This window comes from Polaromonas sp. (genome assembly GCF_018780625.1).
Taxonomy (GTDB): domain Bacteria; phylum Pseudomonadota; class Gammaproteobacteria; order Burkholderiales; family Burkholderiaceae_C; genus Polaromonas.
Genome location: NZ_JADMJK010000096.1, coordinates 35,626 through 56,406 on the forward strand (window position 1 = coordinate 35,626; position 20,781 = coordinate 56,406).

The window sequence follows — 20,781 nt, forward strand, 5'->3', positions numbered from 1 at the left end:
CACCATGCCGCCCCTGACTGACATTTCCACGCTGCTAGGCCTGTGCGTCGCGCTCGGCACAGGCCTGCTGATTGGCGCCGAGCGCGAACGCCGAAAAGGCAGCGGACCTGCGCGCGGTGCGGCGGGTATTCGCACCTTTGCCGCCTCTGCCCTGCTGGGAGCCCTGGGTGTGCTGCTGGGCGGTGGGCTGCTGCTGGCCGTGGTGGCGCTGGTGGTGGGCGCGCTGGCCGTGGCGGCCTACCTGCGCACGCAGAGCGATGACCCGGGCATGACCACCGAGATTGCCCTGCTGCTGACCTGCCTGCTGGGCGGCCTGGCGATGCGCGACGCCAGCCTGGCCGCCGGCATAGGCGTGGCGCTGGCGGCTTTGCTGGCGGCACGAAACCGCATTCACCATTTCGTCAGCAGCGTGCTGAGCGAACGCGAGTTGCACGACGCACTGCTGTTTCTGGCCGCAGCCCTGATTGCCTTGCCGCTGGCGCCGGACCGCTTCATGGGGCCGTTCGATGCGATCAACCCGCACGCCATCACGCGCCTGATCGTGCTGGTGATGGGTATCAGCGCGCTGGGCTATGTCGCCATGCGCGCCCTGGGGCCGCGCTACGGCTTGCCGCTGGCTGGCTTTGCCGCAGGCTTCGTGTCCAGCACGGCGACCATCCACGCCATGGGCGCGCGCGCGCAGCAGCAACCGGCGCAAATGACCAGCGCCGTGGCGGGCGCGGTGCTCTCCACCGTGGCCACCATCATCCAGATGGCCGTGGTGGTGGCCACGGTGCAGCCAGCGCTGCTCGATGCGCTGCTATGGCCGCTGCTGTTCGGCGGCGCGGCTGCCTGCGCCTATAGCCTGCCCTTCATTCCCGGGAAGGCGTCGCAGCAGCAGGAGCAGCCCAATGCAGACGCCGGCCGCGCCTTCGATCTGAAAACCGCGCTGGTATTTTCTGCGGTCGTCAGCGCCGTGTTGCTGCTGTCTGCAGGCCTGAGCGCCTGGCTGGGCGCGCGCGGCACCTTGCTGGCAGCCGCATTGACAGGACTGGTGGACACGCATGCGACCGCCGCCTCGGTCGCGTCGCTGGTCGTGGCCCACAAGCTGTCGGTGAACGCGGCGCTGTGGCCGATTCTGGCGGGACTCACCACCAACACGCTGATGAAAGTGCTGGTGGCGTTTAGCGCCGGCGGCGTACGTTATGCGGCGCGTATTGTGCCGGGGCTGGCGCTGGTGATAGTCGCGGTTTGGCTGGGTACGTTGATGGGATAAGCCCGCAAAGCGACGCACAAGCACCGATTCAACGTCCCGCGGCCTATTTTCTGGCGCTCATGCCCGCGTCAATCGTTTCAACAGCCCCGCCGTCGTGCGCGGCCAGCCCATAGCGCCAAACCACGCACCGCCGGCGATGGCCGAGGCGTTCACCAGCCCGTAGATGACCAGCGCCACGCCTTGGGCGATGAATACCCCGGTCAAGCCGCTGCCCCAGCGCAAGGCCAGCCAGCCGCCGGTGACGGCCACAGCCAGCCGCGCCACATTGCCAATCACCGGCCAGAGCAGACGCCCGGCCCCCTGCGATGCAAAGTACAGCACCAGACCCAGGCCGAAAAAGCCATAAACCGGCCCCACCGCCCGCAGGTACAGGCTGCCCGCCTCCAGCATCGCCGGGTCGCTGTTGAACAGCGACAGCCAGGCCCGTGGAAAAGCGGCCGCCCACAGACCGATGGCTTCGGTCATCGCAAAGGCAAGGCCGGCGCCTATCCAGGTGGCTTTCAGCGCGCGCTCACGCTGGCCTGCCCCCATGCAGGTGCCGACCATCGCCACCAGTGGCGCGCCCAGGCCGAACACCAGCGGCACCAGCAAATACTCCAGTCGCGAGGCCGTTCCGTAACCGGCAATCGCAGCCGTCCCAAAACCGCCAACCAGCGCGGTGGTGATGCCTATGGCCAGGTTGGTGGCCACGGTGGACACCGTGCCGACCAGGCCGACACGCAGGATGTCCTTGAACAGCAGCCAGCGAAAACGGATGTGGGTCAGCGACGGACGCAGCAGGCTTTTCGGCGACCACAGATAGGCCGCCAGCGCGAGGCTGCCAACCAGGTAGTACGCCAGCAAGGCGACGGCGCCACCGGCAATGCCCAGCCCGGGCAGCGGGCCCCAGCCGAAAATCAGCAGCGGCGACAGCGGCACCAGCACCAGCGCCCCCGCAACGGTGACGACGGCCGGCACCGCCATATTGCCGGTGCCGCGAATCACGGCTGACAGTGTGTTGAAAATCCACACCAGTGCGGCGCCGGCGAACACCCAGTTGGAATAGGTCATGGCCGCCTCCAGCGCGCCGCCGGTCCCGCCCATCCTGCCATACAGCCAGCGGCCGCCGCCCAGCACCGCCAGCATGAACAGCAGCGAGAACACGCCGGCGATGACGATGGCGTGCAGCACCAGCGCGTCGGCATCGGCCCGGCGCCGCGCGCCGAGCGCGCGCGCAATGGCCGAGGCAATGCCGCCGCCCATCGCACCGGCCGAGGTCATCTGCATCAGCATCACCACGGGAAAAACCAGGGCCATGCCGGCCAGCGCGTCAGTGCCGAGCTTGCCGACGAAATAGGTTTCCATCAGCCCGACGCCGGCCTGCGCCAGCATGACCAGCACGTTGGGCGCGGCCAGGCGCAGCAGGGTGGACGCGATCGGCGCCTCCAGCAGCAGTCGGGTGCGGGGGTCCATCGCGCTCACGCCGTGCCTAGGCGGTAGCACGAAGCACCCGGGCTTCGCGGATCAGCAGGTTGACCAGCGCCAACCGCCAGCGCATCGGCCTATTCATCATGAACGCCAGGGACAGGCGACAGGCGCTCCAGCGCTTCGTCCATCAGCGCGTGCAGGGCCAGCACGCGGTCTGAGCCCAGCAATTGATTGAGGCCCTCCTGCGCCACCCGCCAGCGCCGCTGGGCTTCGGCCCGCTTCTGGCGGCCGGCATCGGTGATGCTGACGAGGCGGCTGCGCCCGTCGCCACCGGGCGCCAGCGCCAGCCAGCCCGCCGCGACCATCGGCTTGAGGTTGCGCGTCAGCGTGGAGGCATCGACCATCATTTCGCGCGCCAGGTCCCCGGGGCGGATGGGGCCCAACTTGAGGACGTAGGACAGCAAGGAATACTGCGTGCCTTTCAGCCCGCTCTTGCCGACTTCGGCGTCGTAATGCTGCGTCACGCGGCGCATCAGCTGGCGCAGCTTCAGATTGGTGCAGCCCTGAGGCCGGAGGCCGGACAGCGCTGACGCAGATGTGACAGGATTCATCATTTGATTGTAGCTACAATTATTGCAGCTACAACCAATGGACCCAAAATGACCCCGGAACAGACACTTGACTTGTGGAACGAAGAGCGCAGCACCGTCGTTGAACGCATGCGGGCCGGCGGCGGCAAGGCGGGCCTGGCACACCCCGACATGGTGGCGGGCAAGACCGGCCTGGAAATCATGCAGGCCATGCTGGCGGGCGAACTGCCCTTTCCCCACATTGCAGAAACCCTGGATTTTTCCCTGGTGGAAGTGGCACCCGGAAAGGCCGTGTTCCAGGGCACGCCGCAGCTCAAGCACTACAACCCGCTGGGCACCGTGCATGGTGGCTGGTATGCAACGCTGCTGGACTCGGCACTGGGCTGCGCCGTGCACACCATGATGCCGGTGGGCCGAGGCTACACAACAGCCGAACTCGGCGTCAACATCGTGCGGGCGGCCTCGCACCAAACCGGCCCGCTGCGCGCCATCGGCACCGTGCTTCACTGCGGCCGGCAGCTGGCCACCGCCGAGGCCCGCATCGTCGGGCCTGACGGCAAGCTGTATGCCCATGCCACCACCACCTGCCTGGTGTTTGAGTTGCCGCCGCGCCAGCAATAAGACCCGGCACCGTACGCCTATCGGCAGGCCGTACAGCCTGTCGCGGCAGATTGGCGACAATCTGCTGCTTCCCCACTACCGAACGATCCCACGATGCGACTTCTACACACCATGCTGCGCGTTGGCGACCTCCAGCGCTCCATCGATTTCTACACCAAGGTGCTGGGCATGCAACTGCTGCGCCGGTCCGAAAACCCGGAATACCAATACAGCCTGGCATTTGTCGGCTACGAAGGCAACCCGGCACAGGCCGAAATCGAGTTGACCTACAACCACGGCACCGACCACTACGAGATGGGAACGGCCTATGGCCACATCGCGCTCGGCGTGCCCGATGCCTACGCGGCCTGCGAAAAAATCAAGGCGGCGGGCGGCAACGTGACGCGCGAAGCCGGCCCGGTCAAGGGCGGCAGCACGGTGATCGCCTTCGTGACGGACCCGGACGGCTACAAGATCGAGTTGATCCAGCGCGCTGAATACGCTGAAGGCGCCGGGCTGCGCTAGCCTGCAGGGCCATCTATGTAGCTATATTTTTTATAGCTATAAGCTCCCGTGATTATTTGGCAAAAATCCTTTTTTTCTTAAAATCAGGCATTCGGGCGGACCAGCTGGCAGGCCTGCTGCGCCAGCGCCGTCACCTGTGCCCAGTCGCCACGCGCCAGCGCGTCGGCCGGCGTGAGCCAGGAGCCGCCCACGCAGGCCACGTTGGGCAGCGCCAAAAACTCGGCCGCATTGGCCATGCTCACGCCGCCGGTGGGGCAAAACCGCACGTCGCCAAACGGCCCGCTCCAGGCTTTGAGCATGGCCGGCCCGCCGGCCTGCATCGCCGGAAAAAATTTGAGCTCACTCAGGCCGTCTTCCTGCGCCATCATGATTTCGCTGCCGGTGGCCACGCCGGGCAGCAGCGGCAAGCGGCCATCGCGGCAGGCCTGGCCCACGGCATGGGTGTAACCCGGACTGACCGCAAAGCGCGCGCCGGCCATGGCGCAGGCCTGTGCGTCTGCGGCGCTGCGCACCGTTCCGGCGCCCACCACGGCGTCGGGCACCTCACGCGCAATGGCCTCAATACAGGCCAGCGCCTGCGGCGTGCGCAAAGTGACCTCCAGCATGCGGATGCCGCCCGCCACCAGCGCGCGCGCCAGCAGCACCGCCTGGCCGGTGTCCGTCAGCACAATCACGGGAATCACGGGGGCGTCCCGCATGACCTGCAAGGCGGTCAGTTTTCCGCTCACGTCTAAAGTTACATCCACGATAAAGCTCCTTCTTCCGCTGTTAACGCCCGCTGGCGCATGCCGGCAAACAATCCCCTGCCCATGCCAACGCCGTTGCGCTGGCGCAAGCCGTCGGGCATCAGGTCCACCGGCCGCGCGGCCCATTCAACCTCGGCCACCAGCACCTGCAACTGGCCCGTCACCGCATCGACGCGGATCACGTCGCCGTCGCGCACCTTGGCCAGCGGGCCGCCCGCAGCGGCTTCGGGCGACACGTGAATCGCGGCGGGCACCTTGCCCGAGGCGCCGCTCATGCGGCCGTCCGTGACCAGCGCCACCATGAAACCCTTGCCCTGCAGCACCGCCAGCGGCGGCGTGAGCTTGTGCAGCTCGGGCATGCCATTGGCCTGCGGCCCCTGCCAGCGCACCACGCACACCACATCACGCGCCAGCTCGCCGGCATTGAAGCAGGCAAGCAAGGCTTCCTGCGAGTCAAACACGCGGGCCGGCGCTTCAATCACATGCCGGTCATCGGGCACGGCGGACACCTTGATCACGCTGCGGCCCAGGTTGCCCTGCAGCAGCTTGAGCCCGCCCGTGGGGCTGAACGGGCGGGTGACCGGCCGCACGATGGTGTCGTCCCTGGAGTCGCCGGCGTCATGCCAGACCAGGGCGGCGCCCACCATGGCCGGCTCGCGGGTGTATTCGCGGATGCCGCCTTCCCGCACCGTCAGCACGTCCTCGTGCATGAAGCCTGCATCGAGCAATTCGCGGATCACCAGCCCGGTGCCGCCTGCCGCCTGGAACTGGTTCACGTCGGCGCTGCCGTTGGGGTAAACATGCGTCAGCAGCGGCACCACATCGGACAAGGCCGAAAAGTCATTCCAGTCAATCACAATGCCGGCCGACTGCGCCACGGCGACCCAGTGAATCAGGTGGTTGGTCGAACCGCCGGTGGCCAGCAGCGCCACCATGGCGTTGACGATAGCCCGTTCGTCGACAAGCTGGCCAATCGGCGCAAACCGCCTGGACTTGATGATGCCCAGCACGGTACGCGCCGCCTCGCGCGTGAGTTCGTCGCGCAACGCGCCGCCGGGCGCCACAAAAGCGGTGCCGGGCACATGCAGGCCCATGGCTTCGAGGAGCATCTGGTTGCTGTTGGCCGTGCCGTAAAACGTGCAGGTGCCGGGGCTGTGGTAGGACTGCAGTTCAGCCTCCAGCAAGCCTTCCCGCCCGATCAGGCCCTGCGCCGCCTGCTCGCGCAGCCGGGCTTTTTCCTTGTTGGGCAGGCCCGACGGCATCGGTCCGGCCGGCACAAACACCGTGGGCAAGTGGCCAAACTGCAGCGCGCCAATCAGCAGGCCGGGCACGATCTTGTCGCACACGCCGAGCATCAGCGCGGCGTCAAACATGTCGTGGCTAAGCGCCACGGCGGTCGCCATGGCAATCACATCGCGGCTGAACAGGCTGAGCTCCATGCCGCTGGTGCCCTGCGTGACGCCGTCGCACATGGCCGGCACGCCGCCCGCCACCTGCGCCGTGGCGCCCAGCTTGCGCGCTTCGTCCTTGATCAGGGCCGGGTAGCCTTGCAGCGGCGTGTGCGCCGACAGCATGTCGTTGTAGGCGGTGACGATGCCGATGTTGGGCGCACGCTGGGTGATGACCTTGAAGCGGTCGTCCAGCGGAATGCCGGCCACCGCATGCGCAATGTTGGCGCAACCCATGCGGTCCATGCTGGGCGGGCGCGTGCTGTCGGCGTGTAGCTGCGCCAGGTAGGCGCGGCGCGTCGGGCCGCTGCGCTCGGCAATGCGGGCCGTGATGTCTGAAACTGCGGGGTGGAGTGCCATGAGGGTGCCTTATAAGTCTGTAACTTAATTACTGACTCTATGGTAACGGGTTACCGGGACATTTCCCCCTTTTGGGTTACAGGGTGGTTACCAAACGCAGGGCCTATTGGAGGCTGATTTCCACGCGCCGTGCATCCGCATCGCTGCCGCTGCCGCTGCCGGTCAGCGGCCGGGGCTTGGCAAGTTCAATTTGCGCGTCCGCCACACCGGCGGCCTTCAGGGCCGCACGCACCGCCAGGGCGCGCCTGCGCGCCAAGTCGGCATTCCTGAGCGGGTCGCCGACGGCATCGTGAAAGCCTGAAATCACCAGCTTGCGGCGCCCCTGGCCTGCCTGGGCCGCCTTGACCATATCAGCCAGCGCGTCGCCCGCCCCCGCCGCCAGCTCGGCACTGCCGGAGGCAAAGTAAAACTTGACCACACCCTGTTCCACCTGGATGCTGGCCGCGTCCGCAACCGCTTGCGCCGTGGCGGCTGCGGATGCGGGCGCCTCGATCGGCGGGCTGACGGGCAACGGGAGCGCGGGGGCGGTAGCCGGGCCTGGGACCGCAGCCGGGCTTGCGGCGGCGGGCGTGGCTTTCAGGCGCGCGCGGCTTTGCTGCACCCCGAAACCGATCACCGTGGCGACGACCAGCGCCACCAACCCAAAAACCACCGTCAGTGCAAGGCCTTGCTGGCCGTCATTATTTTCAGAAAACATAGCCCGACTCCGGTCACGAAAAATCGTCGCATTGTAAAGTGCGACTGTGACCTATTCAGCCCATCCAGCGCCTCCAGCCCCTTCAGTGGCTGCACCCCGAAACCCCGCACGCATGCTGGAGACCGTCCTGCAGCAATGGGGTGGGCAGACCGACCTGTGGGTTTTTGGCTACGCCTCGCTGATCTGGCGGCCTGAATTTGAATTCACCGAAGAGCGTCTTGCCACGCTGCATGGCTACCACCGCGCGCTCAAGATGTGGAGCCGCCTCAATCGCGGCACGCCGGAGCGGCCGGGGCTGGTGTTTGGCCTGCTGCCGGGCGGCAGTTGCAAAGGCGTGGTGTTTCGCCTGCCCCAAGCCCATGTGGCGGCGGCCCTGCCCGCCTTGTGGGCGCGGGAGATGCCCAACGCGGTGTACGACCCGCGCTGGCTGCGCTGCCGCAGCGCGTCGGGGGATGTCAAGGCGCTGGCCTTCACGCTGTCAAAGCGCAGCCCCAGCCACACCGGCGTGCTCAGTGATGAGACCTATCGGCAAATTTTCTCCGGTGCCGCCGGGCGCTACGGAAGCACCCGCGACTATGCGCAGCTGACCTACGACAAGCTGCGCGCGCTGGGCATTCACGACCAGGCGCTCGAAACACTGCTGCAACGCATCGGCCGCTGAACGGCCAGGACTGGCCAGGACGGGCACAAGTTCCTGTTGCAGACCCGGACGATGCCACCTAAAGTGGCGTCTTCACCCACCACCAAAAGGATCTCGCCATGATTTTCCGTTTAACACTGGTTGCCAGCGCACTGGTCTTGAGCGCCTGCGCATCATCAACACCCAGCGGGCCGCGCGCAGTCGCTCAGCTGCAAAGCACCACCGGCAATGCCACCACCGGCACCATCAGCTTTACCCAGGCGGGCGACAAGGTGATCATTGCAGGCGAAGTGCGCGGCCTCAAACCCAACGCCGAACATGGATTTCATGTGCACGAAAAAGGCGACTGCTCCAGCGGCGACGGCCTGAGCGCCGGCGGGCATTTCAACCCCGGTGGCAAAAGCCACGGCCAGCACGCCATGGGCACGCACCATGCGGGCGACCTGCCCAGCCTGAAGGCCGATGCCAACGGCGTGGCCAAGTTCAATTTGGCGTCAACCAGCGTGACGGTCGGCAGCGGCGCGTCCGACATCATCGGGCGTGGACTGATTGTTCACCGCGACCCGGACGACTACAAAACCCAGCCCACGGGCAACGCAGGCCCCCGGCTGGCGTGCGCCGTGATCACCCGAGGCTGAGCGCCTGCCCCGGCAGGACACGGAGCGCTCCCTATACTTCAGGCATGTCCGAACACACCCCCTCCATCGCCGATCTCCGAAAAAGCTACGAGCGCGCCGAACTCAACGAAGACGCGTCGCATGCCGACCCCTTGCTGCAGTTCGACCAGTGGCTCAAGGAAGCCATCACGGCGCAAGTGCCCGAACCCAACGCCATGACAGTCGCCACCGTGGGCAGCAACCTGCGCCCGTCCACCCGCGTCGTGCTGATCAAGGGATTCGATGCCGAGGGCATTGTGTGGTTTACCAATTACGCCAGCCGCAAGGGGCAGGAACTGGCCGGCAACCCCTATGCAGCGCTGCAGTTTCACTGGGTCGAACTGGAACGCGTGGTGCGCATCGAGGGCCTGGTCGAGAAAGTTTCTGACGAGGAAAGCGACGCGTACTTTCACAGCCGGCCGCTCGATTCGCGCATTGGCGCCTGGGCCAGCCCGCAAAGCGAAGTGATTTCCGGCCGTGGCGTGCTGATCGCCAATGCCGCAAAATTTGGCGCCAAATTCTTGCTGCAGCCCCCGCGGCCGCCGCACTGGGGCGGCTACCGGCTCAAGCCGGACAACTGGCAGTTCTGGCAGGGCCGCAAAAGCCGCCTGCATGACCGCCTGCGCTACACGCAGCAAGCCGACGGTCTGTGGCTGCGCGAGCGCCTGGCACCCTGACCCTCTCAGCCCCGCAGGGGGCCCAGCCGCTCAATGGCCTGGTGGCGCACGGCATTCAATTGCGCGGCGCTGACGAGGCCGGGGGCGATTTCAGCCAGCGGCACCAGCACAAAAGCACGCTGCATCATGCGCGGGTGGGGCACGGTCAGGCGCGCTGAATCCATGCAGGCGCTGCCGTACAGCAGCAAGTCCAGGTCCAGCGTGCGCGGCGCGTTGCGAAAGGGCCGCTCACGCCCGGCCTGCTGCTCGATCTGCTGCAGAGCATCGAGCAGCGCGGGGGCTGTCAGGCCGGTCTGCAGCTCCACCACCGCATTGAAGTAGGACGGCCCCGTTGCAGCGACCTCACGGCCGGCATCGGTGTCCAGTGGCGCAGTTCTATAAAGACTGGAAACCCGGCCAAGCTGTGTGCGCGGCAAGCCGTCGATGGCGTGGACGGCCTGGCGCAGCATGGCCGCCGCATCGCCCAGGTTGGCGCCCAGGGCGACATAAGCACGGACGCGCCCCGCCTGCTGCCCACCTGAGTGCATCACAGGGCTGGCCCGGCTCAAGCGTTCGAAGCAGCGCCCGGTGAAGACGCGTCGTTGCCGCCTTCGCCGCCTTTGGTAGAGGCACGGCTGGTGGGTTTGCGGCGGCGGCGGCGTTTTTTGGCCGGGGCCGCATCGCCGTCTTCCTGAAAAGCTTCAGCGCCCTCAGGCGCCGCGCGGCCGGCCTCGGCCCCGGATGGCTTCACAGCATCGGCAGCGGGCCGCTTCGCGCGGACCCGGGGCTGCTGGGGCTTTTGCAATTGGGCTTCGCGCACCGCTTCAATCATGGCGTGGCGTTCATCGTCATAGGCGGTGCTGAAGGTTTCCCACCAGTCGGCCAGCGCCGGGTCAATCTCGCCAATCTGCGCGCGCAGGCGCATGAAGTCGAAACCGGCCCGAAAGCGCGGCTGATCCAGCAGGGTGTAGGGCGCACTGCCCACACGCTTTTCAAAGCGCGGCTGCATGGTCCAGATCTCGCGCATGTCGGCGCCGAGCTTGCCGCGGCCCGAGACATCGCCAATCCGGGCGTTGAACGCATCGTCCACAGAATCCTGCAACGCCGACATCAGGTGTTCGCCGCGCTTGAGGCGGCTGTCCCAGCCCTGCCGCACCTCGGACCACAGCACGCACGACAGCAAAAAGCTGGGCGCCACCGGCTTGCCTTCGCCCACGCGGCGGTCGGTGTCCTGCAAGGCGAGTTTGAGGAAGGGGTCGTCGGCCATTTCCACCACCACATCGAGCAGCGGGTAAATGCCGGTGCCCAGCCCCAGGGTTTTGAGTTGCTCAATGCTGGCCAGCGAGTGGCCGGTTTGCAGCAGTTTCAGCATTTCGTCAAACAGGCGCGACTGCGGCACGTCGGCCAGCAGGCCGCGCATCTCGCGCAGCGGGGCTACCGTCTTGTCTTCAAACGTGAAGCCGAGCGCGTTGAGCTTGGCGGCAAAACGCACGGCACGAATGATGCGCACCGGGTCTTCGCGATAACGCACCGCCGGGTTGCCGATCATGCGCACGATTTTCTTCTTGGCGTCCCGGATGCCGTTGTGGTAGTCCACCACCACCTGCGTCTCGGGGTCGTAGTACATGGCGTTGATGGTGAAGTCGCGCCGCGCGGCGTCTTCTTCCATGGAGCCCCAGACGTTGTCGCGCAGCACCCGGCCCGAGCTGTCCACGGCGTGCTTCATGCCCGCCAGCTGGCTCTTGCTGGTGCGCTCGTTGCCGCCCACCTGCTCGGCCAGGCTGCTGTCCAGGTGGGCGCGAAAAGTCGACACCTCGATCACTTCATGCTCGCGGCCCCGGCCGTAAATGACATGCACGATGCGAAAGCGCCGGCCAATGATGAAGGCGCGGCGAAACAAGGACTTGACCTGCTCGGGCGTGGCATCGGTGGCCACGTCAAAGTCCTTGGGACGCAGGCCCACCAGCAGGTCGCGCACCGCGCCGCCCACCACAAAGGCCTCAAATCCACCCTGCTTCAGGGTGCGCACAACGTCCATGGCACGTTCATCCACCAGTTGAGGGTTGATGCCGTGTTCCTTGACGGTGACTTCCTGGCGTTTGCCAAAAGGCGACTTTTTAACCCGATGGGCGCCGGACTCCGTGCTGCCTGATTTGCCAAACAGCTTGTCTATAAATTTTTTGATCATGATTCTCTAAATACTTTGCAGGGCAGACGGTCAGACGGTAGTTGCGCTGCCCGCACTAAAACAGGTCGAGTATGCGCCATCCGCGCTCTGTCGCCAGGGCACGCAAACGGTCGTCCGGGTTGGTCGCCACCGGGTGCGTCGCTTTTTCAAGCAGGGCCAGATCGTTCATGGAGTCGGTGTAGAAAGTGGTTTCCACGTCGTCCCAGCCCAGATTGCGGGCCGCCAGCCATTGCGCCATGCGCGTCACCTTGCCCTCGCGGGCCGATGGCGTGCCTTTGATCTCACCGGTCGGCCACCCCAGCGCGTCGCGCTCCAGCTCCACCGCAATCAGCTCGTTCACGCCAAAAGCCTCGGCAATCGGCCGGGTCACAAACTCGTTGGTGGCCGTCACGATCACCAGTTCATCGCCGGCCGCCCGGTGCTGCTGAACCAGCGCCTGGGCTTGCACGGTGATGACTTTTTGGACCACCTCGCCCATGAAACGCGCATGAGCAGCTTCGGATTTTATAGCACCCTGGGTCCGGATGGCCTGGGTGGCGAAGCGCACATAGTCATGCACATCGAGCGTTCCGGCGCGGTATTGTTCAAAGAACTCGGCGTTGCGGCGCTTGAATTCAGTGGCGTCGCACCACCCCAGCGCAATGGTGAACTCCCCCCACTCGTAGTCGGAATCGATGGGGATCAGCGTATGGTCCAGATCGAACAAGGCCAGCTTGCGGCGGGCATTCACTTTTTTTGAACTCATTCACTCTCCAGCATTGATTTAAGCAGCGGAACGGTGATGGCCCGCTTGGTTTGCAGCGCGTAGCCATCGAGCTTGTCGAGCAACTGCATCAAGCTTCCCAGATCCCGCGAAAAACGCGTCAGCATGAAATCCATCACATCGTCGCTCAAAAATACGCCCCGTGCATCGGCTTCGCGCCGCAGCACGGCACGCCGCTCGGCATCGTTCAAGGCCTGCAGGGCAAACACATTGCCCCATCCCAGGCGGGTTCGCAAGTCTTCCCGCAGGGGCAGATCGGCGGGCGGCACGTTGCCGGCCGCCACGACCCAGCGCGGGTGGCCGTCGTCGGTGCTCAGCGCATTGACAAACCAGTTGAAGGCCGCGCGCTGCTGCGCGGGCGTATACAAGTGGCAGTCATCCATGATGACGGCGGACCAGGATTCGTTGAACTCAGGCGGCTCCAGCATGGAGGCGTCCATCCATCCGCTGGAGGCGCCCTGCCCGCGCAAGGCTTCGCTGACCGCCTTGAGCAGATGGCTTTTGCCGCTGGCCTCTTCGCCCCACAGGTAGATGGGGACAGGAGATGGCAAGAGGCCGCCAGCGGCAGCTTCAAGGTGCTTGACGGCCGCCGCATTCGGCCCGGCAAAAAAATTGGCGAACGAGGGGTCGGAAGCCAATCCGATGTCCAGTGCGATCTGTTTCATGCCTTTCATGGCGGTGTTCATCCTTGGTAGAGCTTGCTGGCCAGGTAGCTGCCCCGCACCCGGCGAATGCCCACCAGCAGCACCGCGCTGGCGGGCAACGCAATCAGCAAGCCCAGAAAGCCAAACAACTGCCCAAACGCCAGCAGGGAAAAAATAACAGCCAGCGGATGCAGGCCAATGCGCTCGCCCACCAACCGGGGCGTGAGGTAAATGCTCTCGACCAGCTGCCCGGCGCCATACACGCCCGCGACCACCAGGACGGCGTACCAACTGCCAAACTGCAGCAGGCCGGCGAGCATGGCCAGAATCAAGCCCAGGCCAAACCCGAGATAGGGGATGAAAAACGCCAGCCCGGTGAACACGCCCACCGGCACGGCCAGGTCAAACCGAAACAGCGCCAGCGCCACACTGAAATAAATCGCCAGCACCCCCATCACCAGCAACTGGCCGCGCAGGTACTGGCCCAGCACCTTGTCGGCCTCTTGCGTGAAACTGTCGAACGAGGCGCGCATCTTGGGCGGCACCAGCTCGACCATGCGGGTGACAAAGCGGCTCCAGTCGTTCAGCAGAAAAAACAGCGCCACCGGAATCAGTATCACGTTGCCCACGATGGTCAGGGCCACGCTGCCGCCCAGCTTGAGCGACGACATGACCGAGCCGAAGGCATCTTCAAAGTTTGCATTGAGGTACTTGAACACAAAGGTCTTGATGCTTTCGACGTCCAGCGACAGCTTGACGCCAAACTGCGCCAGCCAGGGACCCAGCGAGTCGTTGAGCCGTGCGGCCAGCACCGGCAACTGTTCGCGCAGCAAAGGCAGTTCCTTGGCAAAAATCGGCACCACCAGCAGCATGACGGACAAAAGAGCGAGGATGAACAAGGTTTCAACCAGCAGCACGGCCAGTACACGCGGCAGCCGGCCCCGCCCCATGTTGTCGAGTTTGTCCACCACCGGCGTAAGGACGTAGGCCAGCACGGCCGCCACCATGAAAGGCGTCAAGACCGGCCCGAGCAACCACAAGGCCAGCACCACCAGCGCAGCGATCAGACACCAGGTCGCGGTGCGTTTTTGGGTCGAAGTGAATTGCATACAGCCTGACAGGGGTGAACCCTTAGAATCTTAGGCTGAATTCTATCGGGCTCGCGCAATGGTGCCCGGACTGAACCACAGCCCTCATACCCCCAGCCTTACCCAACCCAAGCAGCATGACCACTTCCTCCTCTTCTCCCTTGAGCTACAAAGACGCCGGCGTTGACATTGACGCGGGCGACGCCCTGGTTGAACGCATCAAGCCGCTGGCCAAAAAAACCATGCGCGAAGGCGTGCTGGCCGGCATCGGCGGCTTTGGCGCCCTGTTTGAAGTGCCCAAGCGCTACAAGGAACCGGTGCTGGTCAGCGGCACCGACGGCGTGGGCACCAAGCTCAAGCTGGCCTTTGAATGGAACATGCACGACACCGTCGGCATCGACCTGGTGGCCATGAGCGTCAACGACGTGCTGGTGCAAGGCGCAGAGCCGCTGTTTTTCCTCGACTACTTCGCCTGCGGCAAGCTCGATGTCGACACGGCCGCAGCCGTGGTCGGCGGTATTGCCAGGGGCTGCGAGCTCAGTGGCTGCGCGCTGATAGGCGGCGAAACCGCTGAAATGCCCGGCATGTACCCCAGCGGTGAATACGACCTGGCCGGCTTTGCCGTCGGCGCGGTCGAAAAATCAAAGATTTTGACCGGCAAGGACGTGACCCCCGGCGACGTGGTGCTCGGCCTGGCCAGCAGCGGCGTGCATTCCAATGGTTTCAGCCTGGTGCGCAAATGCATCGAACGCGCAGGCGCAGATCTGCCCGCCACGCTGGACGGCAAGCCGTTCAAAGAGGCCCTGATGGAGCCAACCCGCCTGTATGTCAAGAATGTATTGGCGGCCCTCGCAGCTCACCCGATCAAGGCGCTGGCCCACATCACCGGCGGCGGCCTGCTGGAAAACATTCCCCGCGTGCTGCCCGAAGGCACGGCCGCGCACCTGGTCAAAGGCAGCTGGCCACAGACCGAACTGTTTGCCTGGCTGCAAAAAACCGCCGGCATCGACGACATCGAGATGAACCGCACCTTCAACAACGGCATCGGCATGGTCGTGGTGATTGACGCGGCCAGCGCCGCCGCTTGCGCCGCCATGCTGCGCGAAGCGGGCGAGACGGTTTATGAGATTGGGGTGATTGCGGCGCTGGGCGACGGCGCCGCCGTCATCGTCGGCTAGGCAGCACAGCACAGCGGCTGATGGCAATACCCCGAAAGTAGAGCCTCATGCCCCAACCCGCCAGCGCCGCCCCTCGCCGCCTCCCCGCCGCCATCTGGGCGCTGGGTTTTGTCAGCCTGCTGATGGACATTTCTTCCGAGATGATCCACAGCCTGCTGCCGGTTTTCATGGTGACGGTGCTGGGCACCAGCATGTGGGCGGTCGGGCTGATTGAAGGCGCTGCCGAGGCCACGGCGCTCGTCGTCAAGGTGTTCTCGGGCGTGCTCAGCGACTACTGGGGCAAGCGCAAGCCGCTGGCGGTGCTGGGCTACGGCCTGGGCGCCGCATCCAAGCCTCTCTTTGCGCTGGCGACCACGTCCGGCATGGTGCTGGCGGCCCGCCTGATCGACCGCGTTGGCAAGGGCATGCGTGGCGCACCGCGCGACGCGCTGGTGGCCGACCTGGCGCCATCCGGCATGCGAGGGGCGGCGTTTGGGCTGCGCCAGTCGCTGGACACCGTGGGTGCTTTTGTCGGCCCCTTGCTCGCCATGGGCCTGATGCTGCTTTGGGCCAACGACTTTAGGGCGATTTTCTGGGTCGCCATGGTTCCGGGCTTCATGGCGGTGGCGCTGCTGCTGTTTGGCGTGCAGGAACCCGAGCGCGCCCAGGCACCCCGGGGAACGCCGCGCGTCAACCCGATCAGCCAAGCCAACTTGCGCCGCCTGAGTACCCCGTACTGGCGCGTGGTCGCGATTGGCGCCGTGTTTACGCTGGCCCGTTTCAGCGAGGCGTTTTTGCTGCTGCGCGCGCTGCAGGGCGGCCTGCCGGTGGCGTACACGCCGCTGGTGCTGATCGGCATGAACATCGTCTACGCCCTCGGCGCCTACCCCTTTGGCAAGCTGTCGGATGCCGTCAGCCACCGCACGCTGCTGGCATGGGGCCTGGTGGTATTGATTGCTGCCGATATAGTGCTGGCGTCCGGCAGCAGCCTGGGCTGGATCGCGGCTGGCGTTGTGCTGTGGGGGCTGCACATGGCCATGACCCAGGGCCTGCTCGCCACCATGGTGGCCGACACGGCACCACCCGACCTGCGCGGCACGGCTTTTGGATTTTTCAACCTGGTCAGTGGCCTGGCGATGCTGCTGGCCAGCACTGTGGCGGGCGTGCTGTGGGACCAGTTGGGCGCACCGGCCACCTTCTTAGCGGGCGCATTGTTCAGCCTGCTGGCAATGGCGCTGCTGTGGTGGTGGCGCAGGGCGCCCCCGTCCGTCTGACGCTGCACCCTTTTTTAATTTAAAGCCGCGACTGTATCTTGGCCTGCAGCGTCAGGTAGCGTTCGGCCCTTGCGCCGCCCAAGGCCACGGCCCGGGCGACTGCCGCAGCAGCTTCCTTGAAGCGGCCCTGTTCAAACCGCACCTGCGCCAGGTTGTTCCAGGCATCGGCAAAGTCAGCGTGCTGGCTGGCCGCTGCCTGGTAGGCCGCAGCGGCGCGTTCCAGTTGACCCTGCGCATAGGCGGTGTTGCCGGCGCCCAGCATGGCCGCCCGCTGACCCGGCCAGGCCGTCAACGCGGTGGCATAGGCGGTCTGCGCGGCAGCGGGCCGCACGCGCTCAAGGGCTGCCGCCGCTGCCGTGTAGGCCTCGGGCTGGGCCGTGACCGGCAAGCGCGAGGGCTGCAGCGCCACCATGGACCAGTAGTCGCCGCGAGCCCATATCCGCTCAAAGGTAAACAGCGACATCTCCAGCCGCTCCGTCACGCCGGAGTGCAGCATGATGGTGTTGCGTTCGCGGTCAAAGCCGATGACCACCGCGTAGTGCCACAGCGGTGAAAAGGAAAAGGCGAGGTTTTGCAGCACCAGCACCGGATTGCCGCCAGCCACTTCGCGCAGCAAGTCCTCGAGTTGCGGCGCCAGCGGATAGGCCAGCAGACCCTGGCGGCGACTGGCGGCCAGCATCTCCACCTGCAAAGAGCCCTGGCGTCCGGGCAAATACACCTGATCGGTGAGGTCGTCCGGCAGCACCGGAACACCGGCCGTTTGCGCCACCATGGCCAATGCGGCCGGCCCGCAGTGGTACTGCTCCTGCGGAAAAAAAGGTACGTCCCTGATCTGGACCACCGCCGGCAAATTAGCAGGCCAGCGCTGATCGAGCTGGCTCACCTGCGGCGTGGCGCAACCGGCCAGCCCCAGCAGAAGCATGCAAACAAAAACCCCCGCCGCAGCGGGGGTCCTGGCGCAGGCGCGCAACCAGTTCATCGAACCGATCGTGTGAAAGGAAACACCTTGGTCAGGCCAAAAATGTCCGTGATCAACAAGACAATGAACACGGTGAAGATCAGTCCGAGAATACCGCCGGCGGGGGCCTGGTCAACGCGTGAAGCGAGTTGCGACACCTCGGAGTCGGACATGGCCCTGACGCGCTCGGTGGCAGCATCGCCACTGACGCCCTGGGCTTGCAATGCACTGCGAATATCTTCGCGGGCCAGGAAAGCCGTGACCTTGTCGCGGTTGGCGTCGGCCGAAGCCACGGACATGGACTCGTCCGTCGACACGATGCTGGCCTGAGCCGTCAGGGGCAGGCCCATTAAAGTGGTGCTGGCAATCAGCACGGAAGCCACAAAGCGTTTAAACGGGTTCATTGGTTGAAGTCCTCCGGTTATCTGTCAGAAAGGGCGGGCGACAGGCAACTGTCAACTGCACTGCCAGCCCGACGCCAAGTTAGTCAGTCACGCATCAACCGTCAACGCAACTTACACGCAGAAACATCAAATATTGGCAAGGGCAAGGTTTTGGCGTGTCGCCGACTCAGTCACAGGAGCGGCGCAACTCGGCCAGGCGCTCGCCAATAGCGTCCATGTCCAGCGCATCCTCGGCATGTGCGAGGTAGGTTTCCAGGTCGGCCACCGCGCGCGCTACTTCACCCTGGACTGCCCAGGCCAGCCCACGGTCACGGTACTCAAGCCAGGCATCGGGCTGCAGCACGATCAGGCGGTCCTGCACTGCAATCAGGCGCTGCCAGTCCTCCTGGGTCCGGTGAATGTCCTTGAGGTTGCGCAGCATGCGGCTGATGATCTCGCGCGGCGGCGCCGACTGCAGGTACAGGCCCATGGGAACCTCAAACTCGTCGGCCATGCCGCCGCGCGGCTTGAAGGGCTCCAGCCGCTCAGCCAGTTCTTCGCGGCTCAGGGACTGGCCACTGAAGGGGTCAATCAGCACCTGGCCCTTGGGCAGGTTGACCTTGACCATGAAATGCCCGGGAAACGCCACGCCCCGCGCGTTCAGGTCCAGGCCCAAAGCCAGTTCCAGCCACAGCACCGCCAGCGTGATCGGAATGCCGCGCCGCGTGCGCAGCACCGCGTTCAGGTAGCTGTTGTCCGGGTCGTAGTAGTCATTGACGTTGCCGCCAAAGCTCAGATCGTAGAAGAAAAACTGGTTGAGCGCACGCAGGCGTTGCAGGGCGGGCGCATCAGTGGGCAGGCGTCGCTTCAGCCGCGCCAGCAGCTGGTCGACATCGCCGAGCACCTGCTGCACATCCAGGTCCGGGTAGTCGTCCTGGGCCAGGCTGATGGCGGCTTCGAGCAAGGGAAAATGCTCATCGCTTTGCACCAGACTGGAAAAATACTGCAGTGGAGAGGGAACGGCCAGATTTAATTGCATGGTGCTACTTTCTCACAAACCGAAGCACAGTGTGAACCAGGAAATGCAGTGCGGTTTGCCCTTGATCAAGCTGAAGCAAACCCCGCCCGTTTTATTAGCGCCGGAGCAGTTGGCGAAGCTTGAGCCTGAACGCCCAAAGAGCTACAAAATAAATAGCTGCCGATGCAGACAGAACAAGGGCCAACAACCCAATTCGTTGTAAATACTGGCTTTTCAGGCCAACCCAGTTCACACGCGCTTCAGCCCATAGCAAAAATACCGCCAGCAGCGCGCTGGCGACCGCAACCTGCAGCGCAAACACGCCCCAGCCGGGCGCTGGCTTGTAGCTGCCGCGCCGCATCAGGCCCAGCAGCAGCCACAGCGCATTGATCAGCGCACCAATGCCGATCGCCAGCGCCAGCCCGGCATGCTGGAAATACGGCACCAGCGCCAGGTTGAGCAACTGCGTGACCACCAGCACCACCACCGCGATGCGAACCGGTGTCTTGATGTCCTGGCTGGCATAAAAGCCCGGCGCCAGCACCTTGATGGCCACCAGGCCCAGCAGGCCGGCGCCATAGCCCATCAGCGCACGCGTGGTTTGCAGCACATCGCGGTCGGTAAACGCGCCATAGTGGTAGAGCGTGGCAACCAGCGGCTCGGCAAAGGTCAGCAAGGCCACCGCACAGGGCACCGCCAGCACCACCACGATGCGCAGGCCCCAGTCCAGCATGGCCGAGTATTTGGCGGCATCGTTTGCCGCCTTGGCGGCCGCCAGTTGCGGCGTCAGCACCACACCGATGGCCACCCCCAGCATGGCGGTGGGAAACTCCATCAGACGATCCGCGTAGGTCAGCCAACTGACACTGCCGGGCGTGAGGTGGGAGGCGATCTGGGTGTTGATCAGCAGGGAAATTTGCGCGACGCTGACGCCCAGCAAGGCGGGAACCATCAGCTTTGCGATGCTTTTGGTCGCCGGATCAGCCCAGGCGTCTTTGACAACCGAAAAGTTAAACCGGATTTTTGGCAACAGCCCAAGCCGCAGCAAGGCAGGCACCTGCACCGCCAATTGCAGCAGGCCGCCCAGCATCACGCCGCCGACCAGGGCGAACATGGGCTCAATGCCTTGCGCCCTTAACCAGGGCGCGCCCAGCCAGGCCGCGCCAATCATGGACAAATTGAGCAGCACCGGCGTGGCGGCAGGCACCGCAAAATGCCGCCAGGTATTGAGCACGCCAGAAGACAACGCCACCAGTGACATGAAGCCGATATAGGGAAACATCCAGCGCGTCATGAACACGGCGGCTTCAAAGCCGCGCGGGTCCTGCTTCAGGCCGCTGGCCATGGCCCAGACCAGCACCGGCGCCGCCGCCACGCCGGCCACGCAGGTCAGCAGCAGCGCCCAAGTCAGCAGCGTCGCCACCCGGTCAATCAGCAGCTTGGTGGCGGCCTCGCCGTTTTTTGCCTTGCTGGCCGCCAGCACGGGGACAAAGGCCTGGCTGAAAGCCCCCTCGGCAAACAGCCGGCGAAACAGGTTGGGAATGCGAAAGGCCACGTTGAAGGCATCGGTCATGGCGCTGGCGCCAAAGGTCGATGCAATCAGGAGTTCACGCGCCAAACCAGTGATGCGGGAGAGCAGCGTGAACAGGGAGACGGTGGAGGCGGATTTAAAAAGTGACACCACGGGAGTTTAGGTGACAACTTTGCAGCCAGCATATAATCATGGGC

General features: G+C 65.0%; 22 protein-coding genes. 8 read left to right on the forward strand and 14 right to left on the reverse strand.

From position 1 onward, the window contains the following. Positions 1 to 4: 4 nt before the first annotated feature. On the forward strand, positions 5 to 1,255 hold the full coding sequence (locus IV091_RS08800) for a DUF4010 domain-containing protein (RefSeq protein WP_293467695.1): 1,251 nt from the start codon (positions 5 to 7) through the stop codon (positions 1,253 to 1,255). Positions 1,256 to 1,312: 57 nt separating this feature from the next. On the opposite strand, the gene IV091_RS08805 is transcribed toward IV091_RS08800, so the two are convergent. Further along, positions 1,313 to 2,707, reverse strand: a complete 1,395-nt coding sequence (locus IV091_RS08805) for an MATE family efflux transporter (RefSeq protein ID WP_293467697.1) — start codon at positions 2,705 to 2,707, stop codon at positions 1,313 to 1,315. Positions 2,708 to 2,796: 89 nt separating this feature from the next. Beyond that, on the reverse strand, positions 2,797 to 3,273 hold the full coding sequence (locus tag IV091_RS08810) for a MarR family winged helix-turn-helix transcriptional regulator (RefSeq protein WP_293467699.1): 477 nt from the start codon (positions 3,271 to 3,273) through the stop codon (positions 2,797 to 2,799). Between the two features lie 48 nt (positions 3,274 to 3,321). On the opposite strand from IV091_RS08810, the gene IV091_RS08815 reads away from it, so the two are divergent. Both IV091_RS08815 and gloA read left to right on the forward strand, forming a co-directional pair. Further along, complete coding sequence (locus IV091_RS08815) at positions 3,322 to 3,873, forward strand: PaaI family thioesterase (protein ID WP_293467701.1); 552 nt, start codon at positions 3,322 to 3,324, stop codon at positions 3,871 to 3,873. A 93-nt stretch (positions 3,874 to 3,966) separates the two neighbouring features. Continuing rightward, complete coding sequence (gloA, locus tag IV091_RS08820) at positions 3,967 to 4,377, forward strand: lactoylglutathione lyase (RefSeq protein ID WP_293467703.1); 411 nt, start codon at positions 3,967 to 3,969, stop codon at positions 4,375 to 4,377. A gap of 83 nt (positions 4,378 to 4,460) precedes the next feature. Here the strand turns inward: gloA and eda are convergent, their stop codons facing one another. The 3 genes from eda to IV091_RS08835 all read right to left on the reverse strand — a co-directional run bounded on the left by eda (position 4,461) and on the right by IV091_RS08835 (position 7,628). Next, positions 4,461 to 5,123: a bifunctional 4-hydroxy-2-oxoglutarate aldolase/2-dehydro-3-deoxy-phosphogluconate aldolase gene (gene eda / locus IV091_RS08825; protein ID WP_293467705.1), complete on the reverse strand. Its 663-nt coding sequence runs from the start codon at positions 5,121 to 5,123 to the stop codon at positions 4,461 to 4,463. Then, entirely contained in the window at positions 5,114 to 6,931 is a 1,818-nt protein-coding gene (edd, locus tag IV091_RS08830; protein ID WP_293467708.1) for a phosphogluconate dehydratase, read from the reverse strand. The genes eda and edd overlap by 10 nt, the downstream gene beginning before the upstream one ends. A gap of 103 nt (positions 6,932 to 7,034) precedes the next feature. Then, positions 7,035 to 7,628 carry an OmpA family protein gene (locus tag IV091_RS08835; RefSeq protein ID WP_293467710.1) on the reverse strand — a complete coding sequence of 198 codons (594 nt, stop codon included), beginning with the start codon at positions 7,626 to 7,628 and terminating at the stop codon, positions 7,035 to 7,037. Positions 7,629 to 7,740: 112 nt separating this feature from the next. On the opposite strand from IV091_RS08835, the gene IV091_RS08840 reads away from it, so the two are divergent. The 3 genes from IV091_RS08840 to pdxH all read left to right on the forward strand — a co-directional run bounded on the left by IV091_RS08840 (position 7,741) and on the right by pdxH (position 9,601). Next, complete coding sequence (locus tag IV091_RS08840) at positions 7,741 to 8,289, forward strand: gamma-glutamylcyclotransferase (protein ID WP_293467713.1); 549 nt, start codon at positions 7,741 to 7,743, stop codon at positions 8,287 to 8,289. Positions 8,290 to 8,387: 98 nt separating this feature from the next. After that, positions 8,388 to 8,906, forward strand: coding sequence for a superoxide dismutase family protein (locus IV091_RS08845; RefSeq protein ID WP_293467716.1), 519 nt, complete (start codon positions 8,388 to 8,390; stop codon positions 8,904 to 8,906). A 44-nt stretch (positions 8,907 to 8,950) separates the two neighbouring features. Next, positions 8,951 to 9,601: a pyridoxamine 5'-phosphate oxidase gene (gene pdxH, locus IV091_RS08850; protein ID WP_293467719.1), complete on the forward strand. Its 651-nt coding sequence runs from the start codon at positions 8,951 to 8,953 to the stop codon at positions 9,599 to 9,601. Between the two features lie 5 nt (positions 9,602 to 9,606). Here pdxH and folK read toward each other — a convergent pair whose 3' ends face one another. Genes folK through IV091_RS08875 form a run of 5 tightly spaced genes read right to left on the reverse strand, consistent with a single transcriptional unit; the run spans position 9,607 to position 14,284 of the window. Beyond that, positions 9,607 to 10,128: a 2-amino-4-hydroxy-6-hydroxymethyldihydropteridine diphosphokinase gene (folK, locus tag IV091_RS08855; RefSeq protein WP_293467722.1), complete on the reverse strand. Its 522-nt coding sequence runs from the start codon at positions 10,126 to 10,128 to the stop codon at positions 9,607 to 9,609. 17 nt (positions 10,129 to 10,145) lie between these two features. Next, positions 10,146 to 11,768, reverse strand: coding sequence for a polynucleotide adenylyltransferase PcnB (gene pcnB / locus IV091_RS08860; RefSeq protein ID WP_293467725.1), 1,623 nt, complete (start codon positions 11,766 to 11,768; stop codon positions 10,146 to 10,148). A gap of 55 nt (positions 11,769 to 11,823) precedes the next feature. After that, entirely contained in the window at positions 11,824 to 12,513 is a 690-nt protein-coding gene (locus IV091_RS08865; RefSeq protein ID WP_293467728.1) for an HAD family hydrolase, read from the reverse strand. Further along, the gene (hda, locus tag IV091_RS08870; RefSeq protein ID WP_293467731.1) at positions 12,510 to 13,196 is read right to left on the reverse strand and encodes a DnaA regulatory inactivator Hda; all 687 of its coding nucleotides are present in this window, start codon (positions 13,194 to 13,196) and stop codon (positions 12,510 to 12,512) included. Before hda ends, IV091_RS08865 begins: the two co-directional genes overlap by 4 nt. Positions 13,197 to 13,213: 17 nt before the next feature. Further along, positions 13,214 to 14,284 (reverse strand): AI-2E family transporter, encoded by a 1,071-nt coding sequence (locus IV091_RS08875; RefSeq protein WP_293467734.1) that lies wholly within the window; start codon positions 14,282 to 14,284, stop codon positions 13,214 to 13,216. Positions 14,285 to 14,400: 116 nt separating this feature from the next. Here IV091_RS08875 and purM point away from each other — a divergent pair, with 116 nt between their 5' ends. Continuing rightward, positions 14,401 to 15,441, forward strand: a complete 1,041-nt coding sequence (gene purM, locus IV091_RS08880) for a phosphoribosylformylglycinamidine cyclo-ligase (protein WP_293467737.1) — start codon at positions 14,401 to 14,403, stop codon at positions 15,439 to 15,441. Between the two features lie 47 nt (positions 15,442 to 15,488). Then, the gene (locus tag IV091_RS08885) at positions 15,489 to 16,694 is read left to right on the forward strand and encodes an MFS transporter (RefSeq protein WP_293467740.1); all 1,206 of its coding nucleotides are present in this window, start codon (positions 15,489 to 15,491) and stop codon (positions 16,692 to 16,694) included. A gap of 19 nt (positions 16,695 to 16,713) precedes the next feature. Here the strand turns inward: IV091_RS08885 and IV091_RS08890 are convergent, their stop codons facing one another. The 4 genes from IV091_RS08890 to murJ form a co-directional block, all read right to left on the reverse strand. Further along, on the reverse strand, positions 16,714 to 17,673 hold the full coding sequence (locus tag IV091_RS08890) for a PA2778 family cysteine peptidase (protein ID WP_293467742.1): 960 nt from the start codon (positions 17,671 to 17,673) through the stop codon (positions 16,714 to 16,716). Beyond that, complete coding sequence (locus IV091_RS08895; RefSeq protein ID WP_293467745.1) at positions 17,670 to 18,056, reverse strand: PA2779 family protein; 387 nt, start codon at positions 18,054 to 18,056, stop codon at positions 17,670 to 17,672. The genes IV091_RS08890 and IV091_RS08895 overlap by 4 nt, the downstream gene beginning before the upstream one ends. Before the next feature lie 166 nt (positions 18,057 to 18,222). Further along, positions 18,223 to 19,074, reverse strand: coding sequence for a tetratricopeptide repeat protein (locus IV091_RS08900; protein WP_293467748.1), 852 nt, complete (start codon positions 19,072 to 19,074; stop codon positions 18,223 to 18,225). Between the two features lie 94 nt (positions 19,075 to 19,168). Then, entirely contained in the window at positions 19,169 to 20,734 is a 1,566-nt protein-coding gene (gene murJ, locus IV091_RS08905; protein WP_293467751.1) for a murein biosynthesis integral membrane protein MurJ, read from the reverse strand. Positions 20,735 to 20,781 lie beyond the last annotated feature (47 nt).